General features: G+C 44.8%; 2 protein-coding genes. Both read right to left on the bottom strand.

The genetic code is table 11. The features are described from left to right. Nucleotides 1-299 precede the first annotated feature (299 nt). Nucleotides 300-944 carry a GntR family transcriptional regulator gene (locus WBV27_RS12485; protein ID WP_086628521.1) on the bottom strand — a complete coding sequence of 215 codons (645 nt, stop codon included), beginning with the start codon at nt 942-944 and terminating at the stop codon, nt 300-302. Next, nucleotides 931-1,587, bottom strand: coding sequence for a GntR family transcriptional regulator (locus tag WBV27_RS12480; protein ID WP_424202452.1), 657 nt, complete (start codon nt 1,585-1,587; stop codon nt 931-933). Before WBV27_RS12480 ends, WBV27_RS12485 begins: the two co-directional genes overlap by 14 nt. Nucleotides 1,588-1,672 lie beyond the last annotated feature (85 nt).

Here is a 1,672-nt window from a genome sequence, read left to right as displayed (position 1 = left end):
AGTTTTCCTTCGTTCCACTGTGCTGCGGTACTGCTGGATTAAAGTCGCACACTTCAGATATCACTTATATTTGATATCTGATAATGTATCCCTTTTACAAATAGAAATTTACCATATCCTTTTTTCGATGTCAACAGCAATGTGAATTTTTTAGTTTATTTTCGAAACGCTTACATCGTATTGTGCGCCATTATAGGATTCTGCTCGATTATTTTGGGCAAAAAAAATAAGTGCGCACTCCCTGTTATTCAGGAGTGCGCACCCGATGGATCATTTTTTGTTTTATTGTGTGGATTCTTCTATTTGAACCGCGTCAGGACATTCTCCATGCTTCGGTAGATATGCTTCAGCATGAATTTTCGGGACAATTCTTCATCCCCTGCGATAAGCGCATTCACGATATCTTCATGTTCCTGAATGGAAATTTGGGCATACTGTTCCTCGGTCTGGAGGTCCCCCATCGACAAGCCGTTCCAAAGATTGGAGGCCATTTCGATCAAGCGCGCGTTTTCGCTGGCGTTCCAGATGGCAAAGTGAAAGGCCTGGTTCAGGTCGGAATAAGAGCTGACATCGCCCGACAGGATACTTTCTTTCGCATCTTCATGCACTTTGATGATTTCGCTGATGTCTTTTTTCTTTCTGCAGATGATGGCGCAGGCTTCGCTTTCAAGGGAAGCTCGGATTTCATAGTGATCCTCAAGGAAAGTCGGGGTGATGCCCATTACGATGGCTCCCTTATTAGGGCGCAGCTGGATGAAGCCTTCACGGGACAAAATCTGAAAAGCCTCGCGGACCGGCGTAACGGAAACGCCCAGCATCTTCGCAACAGCATCCAGCATCAATTCATGGCCCGGCTCGAATTCCTTCAGGATGATCGCTTTTCTCAGGGAGGAAGCCACCCTTTCTCTGGCAGGCAATAGTTTGATCGGTTTAAGGATGCTCATTGTTCATACCCTCCAGTTCTTTCTTCAGGATCTCAACATAATATTGAAAATAGTCTTCAAATCCATCCATCAATTTCGATAGATCATTTTCTGCCAGGTGCTGGCTGATTTTTTCAATATGCTTGTAGTTTGCTTCAAAATCAAAGTCATAATTTCCGATCACGAAAGTGAAGAAGCCGCTCAACAGTTGTTCATGCGCCCGCTTGATTGTCGGAATGCCGGTCGCTTCCGACAGCAGTTGATGGAAATCCAGTTCCAGCTTGCGACAACCTTCACTATCTTTGGCGACCATTTTCCCTTTGTATGCGTCCGCAATTTTCCGGAATGGCTGTGCATCAACTTGCTTCTCGGAAAGGATCAGGCAAATTTCTTTTTCCAGCGCCTTTATCATCCTGAATTGGGCTTTGGCCGATTCAAAGGAGACGCCATTGACTTTCATATGCCTGTTTCCGAGCCTTTCCAACACGCCTTCCATTTCCAGCATCTGCAAGGCTTCCCTTACGGGCATTCTGGAAACGCCCATTGCGGCAGCGACTTCGGATTGTTTCAGCTTCTCACCATCCTTGATGTTCCTTTTGAAGATTTCAGTGCGCAGGATATCCGCAATATAATCTTTTGTTTGTGTTCTCTCTAATGATTCCAAAGACTACAGTCCCTTTAATTTTTATAGGTCAGTGCAAGATTATGACAATAGCAGCCTTGAAGTTTACAGTTCCACTATTTAGCAC

Source organism: Trichococcus sp., assembly GCF_049589555.1.
Taxonomy (GTDB): Bacteria; Bacillota; Bacilli; order Lactobacillales; family Aerococcaceae; genus Trichococcus.
Note: the sequence above shows the minus strand (reverse complement) of the source record. Positions and strands in the feature narration are given on the sequence as shown.

What these genes read in the sequence shown, in the direction of transcription:
- WBV27_RS12485 (WP_086628521.1), bottom strand. Translation starts at nt 944, where the DNA reads ATGAGCATCCTTAAACCGATCAAACTATTGCCTGCCAGAGAAAGGGTG.